The following is a 16,974-nucleotide window of genomic DNA, read 5'->3' on the forward strand; positions in this document are numbered from 1 at the left end:
AAGTTCTGGTTATGGTCAATATGCATAGTTATGGTATTCTTAGGGGAAAGCAGACGATACGTCTGATCTGTCGGAACTGCAGCGCTTCAGGAGCGCATGTACAGGGCGGATACTCAAGTTACGGAAAAGGAAGGTTATGCATATGGCGGCTACGATCAAGGACATTGCCAGACTCGCCAATGTCTCTCATACAACAGTATCACGTGCACTCAATAACAGCCCGCTGATCAAGGAAGTGACCAAGCGTAAAATTATGGAGATTGCGCGGGAAGTAAACTATATTCCCAACTACAACGCCAAAAGTCTCGTGCTTCAGCGTTCGCATACGATCGGACTGTTCTTTACGAGCATTTCAATGGGGACGAGCAGCAGCTTTTTCGCAGATACGATTCGCGGAGTGAACTCGGTAATTGATGTGGGCTATAATCTGTTCGTCCGCGGGATTGATGAATACGAGGATTTCGGTTCCATTCATCGCAAACGGTTTGACGGGATTATCCTGATGAGCCAGAGCGATGATGATAATGCCTTTATCCAGCATGTACTGGAGCAAAATATTCCGCTGGTCGTATTGAATCGGCTGATCCCTGGCGGCGGCTTCGTCAATATTGTCTCCAATGACCGGGAAGGTTCGTATGATGCGGGATGCTATCTGGCTGCCCATAAGCATGAGCGGATTGCGATTATCGAAGGACTCAAAGGATTCAAGTCGACCGAGCAGCGCCGGGCCGGTTTCCTGCAGGCGATGGAGCAGCACGGTATTACCGTACCGGACAGCTACCGGGTCGCCGGGGATTATACGACCGAGAGCGGGCATCAGGCGATGCGTCAGCTGCTGCAGCTGGAGACACCGCCAACCGCTGTCTTTTGCTCCAATGACGATATGGCGATCGGGGCGATCAATGCGGCCTATGCACTCGGCCGGAAAGTGCCGGAGGATGTATCGGTGATTGGATTTGATGATATTAACTTTTCCCGGTATACCAATCCGGCGCTGACGACCGTGAAGCGGCCTGTTGAGGAGATCAGCGCGCACGGAGCCGAGAAGATTATGGAACGGATCGAAGAGGATGCCAACCGGGAGGAACTGATTTTCCTGGAGACCGAACTGGTCGAGCGGCAGTCCGCTGTCCGCCGCGGCTGAATGCGGGTACTGCTGGCTATATGGGGGAAAACCGTCATAGTGACAGACAATACAGTGAAGATGCTGCAGCCAGTCAGATGGCCTGCAGCATCGGACTCACCGCAGCCAGTCAGAGAGTCTGCAGCATCCGATCCATGGCAGCCATTAACGGATAGTATGAAGCCAGCCCATTTATCGTTCTGTTTTTGTATAGGGCTGCATATAATTTAACGAATTAATGTGATTTAACTCATTTTGTTAACGTGTGCATGAATTTAGAATAGACCTATAACGTACTGGATTGTTGAATTCACAGGAGGCGATATCTATGGATCGATTGAACCGGACGCATTATCAGGCGACGGAATATACGGAACGTGTACTGCAGTTTGGAGAAGGGAACTTTTTGCGTGCCTTTGCCGACTGGCAGATTGACGAGATGAACCACAAGGCTGGATTTGATACCGGCGTAGTTGTGGTACAGCCGCTGCCGACCGGTATGGCGGAGCGACTGAATGAACAGGATGGACTGTATACTGTCTATCTGGAAGGTATGCAAAACGGACAGCCGCTGCGGGAGCATCATGTGATGGAATGTGTAACTCGGGGCATCGATCCGTATGCCCGCTACGAAGCCTATGAACAGCTGGTAGAGCAGCCGGAACTGCGCTTTATTATTTCCAATACGACCGAAGCGGGGATTACTTTCAATCCGGACGATCGGTTGGATGACCGGCCGCAGAGCAGTTATCCGGGCAAACTGACCGCCTTGCTATATCGCCGGTATCTTCATTTCCAGGGCGATGTATCCAAAGGGTTCATCATTATCCCGTGCGAGCTGATCGACCGCAATGGTGCGGTACTCCAGGATATCGTACTGCAGTACAGCAAGCTGTGGGGACTGGAGCGCGAATTCATCGATTGGCTGGACCAGGCCAATACGTTCTGCTGTAGTCTGGTCGATCGGATCGTGCCAGGTTATCCGCAGCAGCGCATGCCGGAGATTACAGCCGAGCTTGGTTATGAAGATCAGTTTGTGGTAGTAGGTGAACCATTTCACTTGTGGGTCATCGAAGGACCGGACTGGATAGCCCGGGAATTCCCGGCAGAAGAGGCAGGCTTGCAGGTCAAGATTGTCGACGATCTCAGCCCATACCGGACACGCAAAGTGCGGATTCTGAACGGCGCCCATACGGCGCTTACACCGGTAGCCTATCTGTATGGACTGGAGACGGTCGGCCAGGCGGTCAATGATGAAGTGGTCGGTACCTTTATCCGGGAGCTGATCCAGGAGGAGATTATACCGACGCTGGATCTGCCGGAGGAAGAACTGCAATCTTTTGCTGCCGCTGTAATGGAACGGTTCCGCAATCCGTATGTGGAACATTATGTAATGAGCATCGCGCTCAACTCGATATCCAAATTCAAAACACGTGATCTGCCGACGCTGAGCGCCTATGCAGCAGAGCAAGGACAGCTGCCGCAGCGGCTCACGTTCTCGCTGGCTGCCCTGATCGCCTTTTATCGTGGTGAGCGGGATGGGGAACGGATTGCGCTGGCAGATGATGCAGAGGTGCTGGGTTATTTTGAACAGGTATGGACACGGTATGAAGATACCGCTCTGGGAATGGAGCAGCTGGTGGATGATGTATTGAGTCAGGAACAATTCTGGGGAATGAATCTGAACGAAATTGCCGGATTGACCGAGCGGACAGCGCAATATCTGCTGAATATCCGCACTTCCGGTATGCGTCAGGCGCTGCATGAGCTGACTGCGGCCGGGACACTGCTGTCCCACTAGATGATTGATATTCATAATGAACAGGAGGCAGTGACCGTGCTGGAGATGATACAGATTCATGAACAGGATAACGTAGTCGTTGCCCTGCGCGATTATCGGCAGGGAGAGAGTATTCAGGCAGGCAGCCGTCAGATTGTACTGCAGGAAGATGTAGCCAGAGGACACAAGATTGCGATCGAGCCAATCGAACCGGACCATCATGTGATCAAGTACGGCTACCCGATCGGCCATGCACTTCAGCCCATCCCGGCGGGCAGTCATGTGCATACCCATAATACACGAACCAATCTGACGGGCGTAGAGGATTACCGCTATGAACCGCGCACTTTCCCGCTGCCGTACACGCTGGAGAACCGGACATTTCAGGGTTATCGCCGTGCCAATGGGGAAGTGGGTATCCGCAACGAACTGTGGATCGTCCCGACGGTAGGCTGCGTCAACGGTATTGCCGAGATGATCCTCAAGCAGTTCCAGGCGGAAATCAACGACCTGGCTCCTTTTGAAAATGCACTGGTGCTCAAGCACAGCTATGGCTGTTCCCAGCTGGGCGATGATCATCTGCATACCCAGACGATTCTGGCGGATGCGGTTCGGCATCCGAATGCAGGCGGGGTGCTGGTACTGGGATTGGGCTGTGAGAACAATATAATGGAAGATTTCAAACAGGCAATCGGTGATTACGATGATTCCCGGATCAAGTTCCTGGTCTCCCAGTCCGTCTCGGATGAAGTGGAAGCCGGTGTAGAGCTGCTGCGAGACATTTACCAGAGCGCCCGTCTGGATCAGCGGGAAGAGATTCCGCTGTCCGAACTGCGGATCGGTCTCAAATGCGGCGGCTCGGACGGATTATCCGGCATTACCGCCAATCCGCTGCTCGGCAAGCTATCCGATTATATGGCCGCCCAGGGTGGTACGACGGTGCTGACCGAAGTGCCCGAGATGTTCGGCGCCGAAAAGATTCTGATGGAACGGGCTGCGAACGAGGAAGTGTTTGGCAAAATCGTCCATCTGATCAATGATTTCAAGCAGTATTTTCTCGATTACAAGCAGCCGGTCTACGAGAACCCTTCACCAGGCAACAAGGCAGGCGGTATTACAACCCTGGAAGACAAGTCGCTCGGCTGTACGCAAAAGTCCGGTGTATCCACCGTACAGGATGTGCTGCAGTATGGAGAGCGTCTGCATACCAAAGGATTGAACCTGCTGAGTGCACCGGGCAATGATCTGGTCGCTTCCTCGGCGCTGGGTGCAGCCGGCTGCCAGCTGGTTATTTTCACGACAGGTCGGGGCACACCGTTCGGTTCCTTTGTACCTACGATGAAGGTATCCACCAATTCGCCGCTCCATGCCAACAAACCGCACTGGATCGACTACAATGCAGGCGTGCTGGTGGAAGAGACGACGATGGAAGATGCGCTGACCGATTTTATCGATTATATTATTGAAGTCGCCAGCGGTCGCTGGGTGAACAATGAGAAGAACAACTTCCGCGAGATCGCTATTTTCAAAAATGGTGTAACGCTGTAGGAACATGCTCCAGCTTCCAGTCTGTACTCTCGGATAAAATAGTATAACAAGGCAGAATACCAAAGATTGAAATAATAATTATAAAGCTCCTGATTCGGTAGATGAATCGGGAGCTTTTGGTATTCTGAAAATGTGATTCAGGTATGTATAGCTCTACATAATATGATATACTGGGGAAAGTAATGACCGATGAGTCATTCTAGTGAGAATGTGTTAATAATGTCTGGTATCCTGACAAAACCTATGCAATTCAAAACAGGGAGTGAGCAGAAATGGCTGAAATAGCCGCTAATAGCAAAAAGGCTGGTACCGGCTGGATAGTGGCCGCTCTGCTGCTCGGTATATTTATGGCTTCGATCGATAATACGATTGTAGCGACAGCCATCGCGACAATCGTCGGTGATCTGGGCGGGTTTGACCAGTTTGTCTGGGTGACATCAGCATATCTGGTCGCTTCACTGGCGGGGACACCGATATTCGGGAAATTGTCCGATATGTACGGCCGCAGGCGTTTTTTTATTTTCGGTCTGATTATGTTTATGATCGGTTCGATCCTGTGCGGTACAGCGCATTCGATTGTGGAACTGAGTATTTATCGGGCGATTCAGGGGATTGGCGGCGGCGCACTGGTGCCGATTGCCTTTACAATCGTATTTGATACGTTTCCTCCGGAAAAGCGGGGCAGGATGACCGGTCTGCTCGGTGCGGTATTCGGTATGTCCGGCTTGGTCGGGCCGCTGCTTGGTGCTTATATTACCGAGTATTTCAGCTGGCGTTGGGTATTCTATATCAATGTGCCGCTGGGCATTATATCGCTGCTGCTGATCCTCATCTTTTACCGGGAATCGCTGGAACGTTCCCGTCAGAAAATCGACTGGGCCGGCGCAGGGCTGCTCGTCGGTGCCGTAGTGTCACTGATGTTCGCGCTGGAACTGGGCGGCGGCACCTATGCATGGGACTCGGGCATCATTATCGGTCTGCTGTGCTGCTTTGCCGTTCTGGCAGTGGCATTTATATTTGCAGAGCGGCGGGCGGCAGAGCCGATTATCTCGTTCCCGATGTTCCGCAAGCAGCTGTTTGCCGGCAGCGTCGCAGCCTCCTTCTTTTATGGAGCGGCCTTTATTACCGTGACGCTGTATATCCCTATTTATGTACAGGGAGTAACCGGCGGAACCGCGGTCAATTCGGGACTGACCCTGATGCCAATGACGATCGGATCGGTGATTGCGGCGATGATGGGCGGAATACTGGTGAACAAAATGACGTTTCGGCGGATTATGATCTTCTCGGCGGTTGTGTTCACCGTAGGCATGTTCCTGCTGAGCAGACTGACGTCCGATACGCCAACCTGGCTGCTGGTCACCGATCTGGCAATTACCGGCTTTGGGATCGGATTTTCCTTTTCCGTGCTGGGGATCAGCGGGATTCAGGAATTTGATTTCCGCCAGCGGGGAGCAGCCAATTCGACGCTTTCCTTTGTACGTTCGCTTGGAATGTCTGTCGGTGTGACGATATTCGGCCTTGTTCAGCGGAGCTTGCTCACCGGGGAAATGGAGGGTCAGCTGGGCAGCGGACAAGCGCAGCCTGGCGGTATGGATCTGTCTGCCATAGATCCGAGAGCCCTGCTGTCTGAAGAGATGCAATCCCATATTCCGGCAGCAGTGCTGGAAGTGATCCGCCAGGCGCTGACCGGATCGGTCGCCGGCACATTCGGCTGGGCGATCATTCCGGCAGTCTGCGCACTGATCGCTGTATCATTTATGGGAAATGCCCGCGCGGTATCTTCCCGGGGGGAACAGAACACTGCAGGACGCTGATTGCAGCCGCAGCATGGAGTGACGGCGAAAAGCTCGGTTTCATTTCCAAAATGAAATCGGGCTTTTTTTGATTATGTCCATATTTTCGGGTTATTATAGTACTCAAGAGGTAACGAATTTGTTACAATAGAGATTGTTGAATTGTTCATAAAATTTGTCAAAACCTTATGATTATCATGTTTCCCGGTTCTGCCGGAATGGAATATTGCTGTCATAATTGAACCTGTGCTTAGGAAGTGATGAATTGATAGAGATGCAAGACGTATGGAAAACGTACCCTAACGGTGCGCATGCCCTGCAAGGCGTTTCCGTAAAAATTGACCGTAATGAGTTTGTATACGTGGTCGGACCTTCCGGAGCGGGCAAATCGACCTTTATGAAATTAATGTACCGGGAAGAGCAACCGACCAAAGGACAGATTTCTGTCAATGGATTTAATCTGAGCAAGCTCAAGCAGCGCAAGATTCCGCTGCTGCGCCGGAATATCGGCGTCATTTTCCAGGATTTCCGTCTGCTGCCGAAGTTGACCGCCTACGAAAATGTCGCTTTTGCCATGGAAGTTATCGAAGCGCCGAGACGGCAGATCAAGAAGCGGGTGATGGAAGTACTCGATCTGGTCGGTCTGCAAAGCAAAGCCAATCGTTATCCGGACCATTTGTCCGGTGGAGAGCAGCAGCGGATCGCCATTGCCAGAGCCATCGTCAATAATCCTTCCGTGATTATTGCGGATGAGCCGACAGGGAACCTTGATCCGGAGACATCCTACGGCATCATGCAGCTGCTGGACGAAATTAATTTCCGGGGGACCACGATCATTATGGCTACACATAACAGGGATATCGTCAATTCCATGCGCCGACGCGTACTGGCCATTGAGAACGGTATGATTGTCAGAGACCAGATCAGAGGGGAGTACGGTTATGAATTTTAGCACCTTCTTGCGGCACATGCGGGAAGGTTTTAGAAGCGTATTCCGCAACGGGTGGATGTCGATTGCATCCATTACCTCGATTATTGTGTCTCTGTTTATTCTAGGCGTATTTATTTTGCTCGTATTTAATGTTAATAATCTCGCCGACCAGGCGGACAGCCAGGTCGAAGTGAATGTATTTCTGGAACTGAACGTAAATCAGGATCTGCGTGAAGAGCTGCAGCAGCAGATCAGCGAAATGCCGGAAGTCAGCAATATCCGGTATATTCCCAAGGATAAAGGGCTGGATGAGCTGCGCGAGAACCTCGGTGAGGGTGGCGAGAGCTTCCTCGAAGGCTATGCCAAAGAGAACAACCCGCTGCCCGATGCTTTCAGGGTGCAGGTGATTGAAGCGACAACCGTTCCATTTGTCGCCCAAAAGATCGAAGCGCTCAATACGGAACATGTGGAGAAGCCGATTCTCAAAGTGCGCTACGGCGGTGAGACGGTGCAGACCCTGTTCAAGGTGACAGCACTGATCCGCAACATCGGACTGATTCTGGTGGCCGCGCTGGCACTGATGGCGATGTTCCTGATTGCCAATACGATTCGCGTGACGATCCTGGCACGCCGCCGGGAGATCAGCATTATGAAGCTTGTCGGTGCGACCAATCAGTTTATCCGCTGGCCTTTCTTTATAGAAGGTGCACTGCTGGGCGGAATTGGCTCGGTCGTGACGATTATTATTTTATTTGTCGGTTATCATCAGCTGGTGGTCGCTTCGATGACTTCACTCAGTCTGGCCTCCATGGTGACACTTATTCCACTGCAGCAGATCTGGCCGTGGCTCGGCGGATTGCTGCTTGTACTGGGCATTGTGATCGGAGTATGGGGAAGTACGGTATCGATTCGCCGCTTCCTGAAAGTGTAATGCTATAATTTACCATGATTTTTATGAAAACTATCAAGGTATCCAAGCAGGCTGCCGATAATAGAGTTGACGTAATTGCTGAATGCCGGAACCGACTATTTCAACAACCTATAAATGTTAAAAGGATGGGAAAACAATTGAAAAAAGTCGCATCAGTCATGGCCATCATGTTGCTGGCCGCTGCAGTGGTACAACCTGGACACGGACATGCCGCCAAATCTTCAAGTGAAATCCAAAAAGAGCTGAACGCTGTTGAGCAAAAGGCCCAGAAGGCAGAGCAGCAGCAGAAAAAAGCCCAGGCGCAAAAGCAAAAATCGGCTGCACTCAAGAAGAGCGCACAAAAAGACCTGAGCGCCGTCCTGCATGCAATCAATGAAGTGAACAGCCAGATTGCGCGCGTGTCCAATAACATCACGAAGACCGAATCAGGTCTTCGCCAGTCCAAAAAAGATCTGGCCGAAGCCAAAGAACGTATCAAGGCACGTGAAGGCATGATTGATACGCGAGTAAGAATGATGTACACCGATGGTATGGTATCCTATCTGGATGTACTGATGTCTTCCACCAGCTTCTCCGATTTTGTGGATCGTGCAGATTCGCTGCGCATGATTGTGGATCAGGATCAGGATATTCTGGCCCAACATGAGAAGGACAAACAATTTGTCATTGTGACTCAAAATAAATTAAAAGCACAGTATGCCTATGCGAAGAGTCTATATGCCGAAAAAGCATCACGCAAAGGTGAACTGGATGCCAAAGAAAACGAAAAACAGCGTTTGATTGCCAAATACGATCTGCAAATCGTAAATGCCGAGGAAGCAACGGCAGAGCAGGAGCAGGCACTTTGGGATCTGGCCGACAAGCGGGCAGCCCTGTATCGTGAGAAAACAGCTGCCGAAGCACAGGAGCGTGCAGCAGCTGAAGCAGCCCGTGCGGCAGCCGAAGCAGCAGCTCGTGCCGCAGCCGCAGCATCCAGTGGCGGATCTTCTTCCGGCGGTGGCAGCAGCAGCGGTGGTGGTGGCGGTTACCAGGCCAGCGGCAATGGTATACTGGGCGTGCCGGTCATCGGTGCCCGTCTGTCTTCTCCGTTCGGTTATCGTACCAATCCGGTTACCGGAATCTACAAACTGCATGCTGGTGTAGACTTTGCAGCACCTCAGGGTACACCTATCGTAGCCTCGGACGGTGGTACGGTTGTTATAGCCGGAGCGATGAGCGGCTATGGTAATGCGGTTATTATCGATCATGGTAATGGAATCCAGACGCTGTACGGTCATATCCGTAATGGTGGCGTCATGGTATCCCAAGGTCAGAGTGTCAGCAAAGGCCAGAAGATTGCCGAAGTGGGTTCCACAGGTAACTCTACCGGACCACACTGTCACTTTGAAGTACGTGTAAATGGAACAGCCGTTGATCCGCTGGGCTATCTGTAAGCCGGCGGAACAGCTTTTTAATGGAGAGAGGCGGTAATACATGATGAGAAAACGCACGGTGGCACTGCTCGTTATTGCCATGATGGTGCTCAGCAGCGTACTGACGCTGGCTGTAGTCAATCTACCGTCTTTTGTGCAAAGAGCTTCAATGGGGCAGGGCGTAATCGGTGCGCTGAGCGGCGGTGGACTCACCGACCAGGAACAAAGCAAGCTGAGTACTGTCGCCAGTCTGATTGAAAATAATTACTACCAGAACGTAGATGAGAATAAATTGGTCGATGGAGCGATTAACGGCATGCTGGAAGCGCTCGGTGATCCGTATTCCAGTTATATGGATACCGATACAGCCGGACAATTCTCCGAATCGATCGCCGGTTCCTTTACCGGTATCGGTGCCGAGGTATCCGAGGATAACGGCAATGTAGTGATCGTATCCCCGATCAAGGGTTCACCTGCAGAACAAGCCGGACTGCGTGCCAAAGATGTGATTGTCTCGGTCAATGGCGAGAGTCTGTCGGGCAAGGATCTCAATGCAGCAGTCGCCAAAATCCGCGGGGAAAAGGGTTCAACCGCCAAGCTGGAAGTCAAACGTGCAGGCAGCAGCGAGACGATGACATTTGATATCGTACGTGATGATATCGCAATGGAGACCGTATACGCGCGTATGACCGATGACAAGATCGGCGTAATTGAGATTACCCAGTTCTCGCTGAATACGGCACAGCGGTTTGAAGAAGAGCTGCAAAAGCTGGATGCCAAGGGAATGAAGGGACTTGTGATCGACGTCCGTAATAATCCGGGCGGCGTACTGTCTGTTGTCGAAGAGATGGCCGAGCAATTTGTACCCAAAGGCAAAACGCTTGTACAGGTCGAGGACAAAAATGGTCAGCGTCAGGTCACCGATTCGAACGGTCAGGGTGTGAATTATCCGATTGCCGTAGTAACCAATGGCGGCAGCGCCAGCGCGTCGGAGATTCTGGCCGGTGCACTGAAGCAATCTGCCGGCGCGACCCTCTACGGAGAGACCACTTATGGCAAAGGAACCGTACAGACCAGCATGGATAATCTGTTCAACGATGGCAGCCTGATCAAGATCACGATTGCCAAGTGGCTGACACCGAACGGCGACTGGATTCACAAAAAAGGAATCAAGCCCGACGTGGAAGTGGCGCCACCGGATTATTATACCGTTACACCGATCAACAAGGACAAAACCCTGAAATATGACATGAACAACAATGATGTGAAAAGTGCACAGATTATGCTCGCCGGACTGGATTATACCGTGGATCGCAAAGACGGCTACTTTGACCGTGAGACGGAAGCGGCTGTTCGATCATTCCAGCAGGATCACAAGCTGACCGGAACCGGCACGATTGATGCCAAGACCGCCGCTGCACTGGAAGCCGAACTGATCAAGCATATCCAGGACCCCCAATATGATGTACAACTGAATAAAGCCATTGCTGGCGTCAAGCAAAAGCTGAGCGCAACAAAGTGAAGCTTCTGGAGTATAATGCTATAGCAGCATAAACGACCGGAAGGACATCTGAGGATGAACGATGGATTGTAAAAAGAAGGCTGTCACAGCCTTCTTTTTTTATGTACAATAAAGAATGTTGGACAGCGGGTTAGCGCGTATGGAAAGCAAAGGAGTGTGAAGCGTGATGGCAGTGTTGGGAGAAGCACTCCGTATCACTGGTGGAGCCATAGGACAGCTGCTTTCGCAGCCGTTTTACTATATATTTCTGATCGGACTGCTGCTGCATTACAGGCGGCAGGGACTACTGGAACGCAAGCTGTTTAATATACGGGTGCATGTATATGCTGGCAGGGTCATCCGGACTGTGATTACCGGTCTGATCATTGGAGTTATCCTGTCAGCCATAATGCTGGGAATTGGTATACATATTGAAAAAGAATTGATCTGGTGCCTGGGCATTATCATTGTGCTGCTGTCGCTGATTCGTCTGCGGCTGGCACATCTGATGGATGCACTCGCTGTGCTCGTTATTCTTCATGTAGCCCTGCTGCTCGCTCCGTCATGGCAGCCGGCTGGATGGTTAGGTGAAGCGGTACAAGCGATCCGTCATGCCGATCTGCCGGGATTGCTGGTGATTGGCGTGCTGCTGCAGGTGGCAGAAGCGATACTGTTTCGTATGCAGGGACCGGGATTGTCTTCCCCGGTAGTCATTGAAGGCAAGCGAGGCAAGCCGGTAGGCGCTTATGCGATGGAGGCTTTCTGGCCGGTACCGCTCTGGCTGCTCATGCCGGCGGCAGGAGGATTCATGCTGCCGTGGAGTCCTCTGCATAGCGGCGAATTCTGGAGCGGCGGAGCAGCGATTACCGCCCTGCCGGTAATGATCGGATGCAGCATTCTGACACAGAGCCGCCTGCCGGTGGACAAAGCACGTATCGTCTCCAGACGGCTGCTGCTGAGTAGTCTAGTGCTGCTGGTACTGGCTGCTGTCGCGCTCTGGTGGGCACCGCTGGCTGTCCCGGCGATCTGGATCGCTGTTATCTGGCGTGAGGTGATCGTCTACCTCAGCAGACGGGAAGAGCTGGAGAGCATCCCACTCTATACCGAGACGCTACGCGGCCTGCGGGTACTGGATGTGATTCCGGGCAGTCCGGCAGATGAACTGGGTATACGGGCGGCCGAGACGGTATACAAGGTTAATGGAGTACCGGTACATCATCCACAGTCCCTGCATGAAGCGCTGCGGATGAACCCGGCCTTTTGCAAACTGGAAATACTCAATATTCACGGGGAAAGCAAATTCCTGCAGCGGGCGATCTATGCCGGGGATCATCATCAGCTGGGCATGATTTTTGCTCCGGATGATCAGGCGCCGGTCTCACCGGATATCCAGCAGCTGTCGGCATTTCACCTGCTGGGTCGTCCGCGGACGCGCCGCTTGTCAGGCGGTACGGGTGAATCCTCCCGGAATATGCAGATCGAAGCGACCGGATTGCCATCCGGTTCAGTCAAAGAAACAGCTCCGGCAGAAACAGACACGGATACTTCAGCAGCAGCAGACTCTGCTTCAGCTTCTGAAGCCAATGGCATCCTGCCCAAGCGAAGCCGCCGGGCAGGCAGCAAGAAATAAGGGAAAGCCGTCCAGCAGCATCCATTCTTGCAGGGCAGGATAATATCGTTGCTCATACGAATAGAAAAATTAATATGAACAGCAAAAAAAGCACACGGACAAGCCGGGAGATCCCGCTGTTCGTGTGCTTTTTGATATGGATATACAGTTTACATTATCCGATCAGGCCGGCTGGCTACTCCTGCAGCTGGCGCAGCACGATAATTTCAACGCGACGGTTTTTCTGTCGTCCGGCTGCGGTGGAATTATCGGCGGCAGGTCGGGTCGCCCCGTAACCGGCATACTGGAAGTTGGCCTGATTCAGCTTCTTCGTATCGATAAAATAGCGAAGTACCGACAGCGCTCGTGCGCCTGACAATTCCCAGTTATCCTGATACCGGGAAGCGTAGACGATCGGCAGATTATCCGTATGGCCTTCAATGCTGATCGTCGTATTGATCGACTGGAACAGGCTGGCAAGCCGGGCAAGTGTACCGAGTGAACGGGCTTTGAGATCAGCCTGGCCTTCATCGAACAGGAACTGGTCGCTCAGGGTAATGGAGATGCCCTGCGGCTTGTCCACAACCGACACCTGATTTTGCAAATTGTTGGTCTGTACATAATTTTCAATGACCTGCATCAGATTCGCCAGTTCCTGCTCCTGCTTGCGAAAGGCTTCTTCGCGGCTGGTCAGCTGTTCCTGGCCTTGTTCGCCGCCCTGCTCTCCCGCCTGGTTCTGCTCGGAATCGGAACCGCCATTATTCACATTCTGGCCGGCTGTCCCGGTCACTCCCTTGCCACCATCCAGCACCGAGTTGGCACTCTGGAAAGTGAGCTGCAGCGACTCGGTCAGCACTTTGTATTTGCTTGAGTCAATCTGGCTGACCGAATACATCACGATAAAAAAGATTAGCAGCAGCGTGATCAGATCGGCATAGGTGATTAACCAGCGGTCCTTGTGGTCATGACCGGTATTTTTGTTGCGGCGAGAATAACGTCGCATCGTTATTCCTCCCTCATTCGTGGTTCATTATCGGAATAACCATCCGTATCCGTCAGGAACGTCTCCAGCTTGCGGCGCACCAATTGAGGATTCTCGCCGTTCTGGATGGAAAGAATGCCTTCGAGCAGCATCTCCATCGTCTGCGTCTCCAGTTCACTGCGTGCCCGGATTTTGGAAGCGAGCGGCAGGAAGATCAGGTTGGCACTGGCAACCCCGTACAGAGTAGCTGTAAAGGCAACCGCAATCGAGCTGCCCAGGCCGGTTGGTTCACTGAGACTGCCAAGAACCTGGATCAGGCCCATAACCGTACCGATAATCCCCATCGTTGGCGCATAACCGCCGGCAGAATCAAAGATTTTGGCATGCTGTTCATATTCCTGCTCGACCTTGGCCATTTCCAGCTCCAGAATCTGCCGGATTACATCCCGGTCGGTGCCATCGACAACCTGCTGCAAACCTTCCCGCAGAAAGGCATTTTCATGCGATACGGCCTGCGGCTCCAGTGCGAGTACACCGGCACGCCGAGCATGCATGGACATATTGACGACATCTTCGATGAGCTGCTCATTATCCGAACGAACAGGAACGAGTACCGTCCGTATGGCCTGCGGCAACTTTTTCAGACGTGATGCCGGAAAACTGATGGCGACGGCAGCAGCCGTTCCCCCAAATACGATCAAAGCTGCAGCTCCCTGAAGCAATCCTCCAGCGTCGCCGCCTTCCCATAAAAACCCCCCAATCAATGCAGCGATCCCTGCAATAATACCGATAATCGTTGTTAAATCCATTTATCCATCTCCTGTTCTGCGTCTGGGAAGTAATTGTATATTTATGCTTGCCGGCTCTCCGGAAAAGAACAGACAATGTTTCAATATGAAAAAAACGTCTGAAAAAGTTGTCGTTTACAGACGTGTTTCAATTGCATAAGTGAAAGCTGGAGAGTATAATAGAAGGGAACAAACATTCCTATTCAGGACTTTTATGTTGTTAATTTATGTTATATAAGTATTAACCAATAATGAGATTCGTCTATTCAGGATGTGCCATTACAGCCAACGCTGGGTATAGTATTATGTGTCCGGCACTCTGATGAACGGTCTCTTTTGTTATTATCGGGCAAGCGTAATATATATTTTAGACGATAGGGTGATGCAGGGCAATGAACGATATTGTTGTCAGCTCCAAAAAATTCGAGATTGAGTCGGAATTCACGCCGCAGGGTGACCAGCCTGCCGCGATTGAAGAGCTCGTACAGGGAGTACAGCAGGGCAAGAAGTTCCAGACACTGCTGGGCGCGACCGGTACAGGTAAGACATTTACCATTGCACAGACCATTTCCAAACTGCAGCGTCCTACACTGGTTATTGCACATAACAAGACGTTGGCAGCCCAGCTGGCGAGCGAGTTCAAGGAGTTTTTCCCGAATAACTCGGTCGATTATTTTGTCAGCTATTATGATTACTATCAGCCGGAAGCGTATATTCCGTCTTCCGACACGTATATTGAGAAAGACTCCAGTATTAATGAAGAGATCGACAAGCTGCGTCACTCGGCGACCAGTTCGCTGTTTGAACGTCGTGATGTCATCATCGTAGCCAGCGTATCCTGTATCTACGGTCTCGGTTCACCGCAGGAATATGGTGGCATGCTGCTGTCTCTGCGGGTAGGCATGGAAAAGTCACGCAACGAGATTTTATCCCGTCTGGTAGATATTCAGTATCAGCGCAATGATATCAACTTCGTTCGTGGTACATTCCGTGTACGCGGGGATGTCATAGAGATTTTCCCGGCTTCCAAAAGTGAACATGCCGTACGGGTTGAACTATTCGGTGATGAGATCGAGCGGATTACCGAGATCGATGTATTGACCGGCGAGTTGGTCGGTGAACGCGAACATATCGCGATCTTCCCCGCCTCTCACTTTGTCACCAAGGAAGAGACGATGAAAGTCGCCATCAAAAATATCGAACGTGAGCTGGAAGACCGCCTCGCCGTGCTCAAGGAACAGGGCAAGCTGCTGGAAGCACAGCGTCTGGAACAGCGTACACGCTACGATATCGAGATGATGAAGGAAGTCGGCTTCTGCTCCGGGATCGAGAACTATTCCGGACCGCTTACTTTCCGTGAACGCGGAGATACACCATTTACACTGCTCGATTATTTCCCGGATGATATGCTGATTGTGGTCGATGAGTCCCATGTGACCCTGCCGCAGATCCGGGCGATGTACAATGGTGACCAGGCGCGCAAAAATGTGCTGGTGGATCATGGATTCCGCCTGCCATCCGCACTGGACAACCGTCCATTGAAATTTGAAGAGTTCGAAGACAAGATCAATCAGATCATTTTCGTATCCGCTACTCCAGGACCGTATGAGATGGAACACTGCGACACGATGGCCCAGCAGATTATTCGTCCTACCGGACTGCTTGATCCGATTATCGAAGTTCGTCCGACCAAAGGACAGATCGATGATCTGATCAACGAGATTCATCTGCGTATCGAACGGGATGAACGGGTGCTGGTGACTACACTGACCAAGAAAATGTCCGAGGATCTGACCGATTATCTCAAGGAAGTAGGCATTAAGGTCAGGTACATGCACTCCGATATCAAGACGCTGGAGCGGATGGCGATTTTGAGAGATCTGAGGCTAGGGACATTCCATGTACTTGTCGGGATCAACCTGCTGCGGGAAGGACTGGATCTGCCGGAAGTCTCACTTGTTACCATTCTGGATGCCGACAAGGAAGGCTTCCTGCGTTCCGAACGTTCGCTGATCCAGACGATAGGCCGGGCAGCGCGTAACTCCGAAGGCCGGGTTATTATGTATGGTGACAAAGTGACCGATTCGATGGCCAGTGCGATGCGGGAGACCGAACGCCGCCGTACCATCCAGATTGCCTATAATGAAGAACATGGTATTACCCCACAGACGATCCGCAAAAAAATACGCGATGTCATCGAGGCAACCAAAGTGGCCGAAGGCAAAGCGGACTATATGGCAGAAGTGGGCAAAGCCAAAATGTCCAAGCGCGATCGTATGGCACTGATCCAGCGTCTGGAGACCGAGATGAAGTCTGCCGCCAAGGAGCTTCAGTTCGAACGTGCGGCCGAGCTGCGCGATGCGGTACTGGAACTGCGGGCAGAGATCAGTTAATCCCTGTTCTCGCTGACGATGGACCAATGTTATTATACCGAATGAACATTATGCACAATCCAAGGTTGTTGGGTGACTCCGGATACAGAACCGGAATCCCCGGCAACCTTTATCATAGTTTGGCCGTTTATACGCACAGCCCTGACATTTCACAGCTACACTATGAAATGATGGGCCGCG

Annotated in this window: 12 protein-coding genes; 10 read left to right on the forward strand and 2 right to left on the reverse strand. The window is 51.8% G+C overall.

Translation table 11 applies throughout. The features are described from left to right. The first annotated feature begins 142 nt into the window (after positions 1 to 142). The 9 genes from WH45_RS21260 to WH45_RS21300 all read left to right on the forward strand — a co-directional run bounded on the left by WH45_RS21260 (position 143) and on the right by WH45_RS21300 (position 12,652). Complete coding sequence (locus WH45_RS21260; protein WP_046216432.1) at positions 143 to 1,144, forward strand: LacI family DNA-binding transcriptional regulator; 1,002 nt, start codon at positions 143 to 145, stop codon at positions 1,142 to 1,144. 307 nt (positions 1,145 to 1,451) lie between these two features. After that, positions 1,452 to 2,924, forward strand: a complete 1,473-nt coding sequence (locus WH45_RS21265; protein WP_046216433.1) for a tagaturonate reductase — start codon at positions 1,452 to 1,454, stop codon at positions 2,922 to 2,924. Positions 2,925 to 2,960: 36 nt separating this feature from the next. After that, complete coding sequence (locus WH45_RS21270; protein WP_046216434.1) at positions 2,961 to 4,451, forward strand: UxaA family hydrolase; 1,491 nt, start codon at positions 2,961 to 2,963, stop codon at positions 4,449 to 4,451. A gap of 272 nt (positions 4,452 to 4,723) precedes the next feature. Continuing rightward, on the forward strand, positions 4,724 to 6,268 hold the full coding sequence (locus WH45_RS21275) for an MDR family MFS transporter (RefSeq protein ID WP_046216435.1): 1,545 nt from the start codon (positions 4,724 to 4,726) through the stop codon (positions 6,266 to 6,268). A gap of 244 nt (positions 6,269 to 6,512) precedes the next feature. Further along, positions 6,513 to 7,199 carry a cell division ATP-binding protein FtsE gene (gene ftsE / locus WH45_RS21280; protein ID WP_017815490.1) on the forward strand — a complete coding sequence of 229 codons (687 nt, stop codon included), beginning with the start codon at positions 6,513 to 6,515 and terminating at the stop codon, positions 7,197 to 7,199. Further along, positions 7,189 to 8,109, forward strand: a complete 921-nt coding sequence (ftsX, locus tag WH45_RS21285) for a permease-like cell division protein FtsX (protein ID WP_046216436.1) — start codon at positions 7,189 to 7,191, stop codon at positions 8,107 to 8,109. The genes ftsE and ftsX overlap by 11 nt, the downstream gene beginning before the upstream one ends. Before the next feature lie 137 nt (positions 8,110 to 8,246). Next, positions 8,247 to 9,542, forward strand: a complete 1,296-nt coding sequence (locus WH45_RS21290) for a murein hydrolase activator EnvC family protein (protein WP_046216437.1) — start codon at positions 8,247 to 8,249, stop codon at positions 9,540 to 9,542. A 40-nt stretch (positions 9,543 to 9,582) separates the two neighbouring features. Further along, positions 9,583 to 11,043, forward strand: a complete 1,461-nt coding sequence (locus tag WH45_RS21295) for a S41 family peptidase (RefSeq protein WP_046216438.1) — start codon at positions 9,583 to 9,585, stop codon at positions 11,041 to 11,043. A gap of 166 nt (positions 11,044 to 11,209) precedes the next feature. Next, a complete protein-coding gene (locus WH45_RS21300) occupies positions 11,210 to 12,652 on the forward strand; it encodes a PDZ domain-containing protein (RefSeq protein ID WP_052723901.1) in 1,443 nt (480 codons plus the stop codon). Positions 12,653 to 12,827: 175 nt separating this feature from the next. On the opposite strand, the gene WH45_RS21305 is transcribed toward WH45_RS21300, so the two are convergent. Further along, positions 12,828 to 13,634, reverse strand: coding sequence for a flagellar motor protein MotB (locus WH45_RS21305; protein WP_046216439.1), 807 nt, complete (start codon positions 13,632 to 13,634; stop codon positions 12,828 to 12,830). Between the two features lie 2 nt (positions 13,635 to 13,636). After that, entirely contained in the window at positions 13,637 to 14,422 is a 786-nt protein-coding gene (locus WH45_RS21310; RefSeq protein ID WP_046216440.1) for a flagellar motor protein, read from the reverse strand. A 371-nt stretch (positions 14,423 to 14,793) separates the two neighbouring features. Here WH45_RS21310 and uvrB point away from each other — a divergent pair, with 371 nt between their 5' ends. Beyond that, a complete protein-coding gene (gene uvrB / locus WH45_RS21315; protein WP_046216441.1) occupies positions 14,794 to 16,794 on the forward strand; it encodes an excinuclease ABC subunit UvrB in 2,001 nt (666 codons plus the stop codon). The last annotated feature ends 180 nt before the right edge of the window (positions 16,795 to 16,974 follow it).

The sequence above is a fragment of the Paenibacillus wulumuqiensis genome, assembly GCF_000971965.1.
GTDB classification, from domain to species: Bacteria; Bacillota; Bacilli; order Paenibacillales; family Paenibacillaceae; genus Saccharibacillus; species Saccharibacillus wulumuqiensis.